Below are 632 nucleotides of genomic sequence, written 5' to 3'. Positions count from 1 at the left end.
TCCTACGGATTGGATGTTGTGTTGGATGTAGAGAAAGCCGCTAAGAGCGTAACACTAGAAGAAGTGAAAGCACGTGCGGCATCGGCGTTTGGTCCGAATGCCAAGCGTTCTGCGCTGATTCTCAACCCGATGTGAAACCAGACATTGGATGCAAACAGTAAAACGAAAAAGACGGCTTAATCGCCGTCTTTTTTATGCGCTTTTGCGCGCGAGTCGCTTTTCAGTGTTGGCGCTGTTGTCTTTCGCCGTTGCGCTTTCTTGCACTTTGCCTTTCAGGCTGACCACTTCTTTTTCTGGCAATTCTGCTGCTTCACCGAAGAACTTACCGCCCGGTTCAATGCTCAGATTGTTGCTCCAGATTTTGCCACTGACACGGCCTTTAGTGAGTACTTGAATGTGCTCTGCGTGACAGTTTCCGTCCAGAATACCATTGATGATCAGCTGCTTGGCATACACATCGCCAGTGACTCTACCGCTTTCTGCAACGACTAACGTGCCTTCGACATTCAGTTGACCATCGACGATGCCGTCAATCTGGACGTCGTTTTCTACTTTGAGTTCTCCGCTAACAGTACAGCCTTTGGCGATGAGAGTTGAAGCTGCTGAGCTACTCGTTGTTCCACGGTTTTTAT

At 48.9% G+C, this 632-nt stretch carries 1 protein-coding gene; it reads right to left on the bottom strand.

The genetic code is table 11. The features are described from left to right. Positions 1 to 192: 192 nt before the first annotated feature. The gene (locus R7Q09_RS26500; protein ID WP_031819839.1) at positions 193 to 534 is read right to left on the bottom strand and encodes a polymer-forming cytoskeletal protein; all 342 of its coding nucleotides are present in this window, start codon (positions 532 to 534) and stop codon (positions 193 to 195) included. Positions 535 to 632: the final 98 nt, after the last annotated feature.

The organism is Vibrio sp. 2130-1, assembly GCF_033339515.1.
Note: the sequence above shows the minus strand (reverse complement) of the source record. Positions and strands in the feature narration are given on the sequence as shown.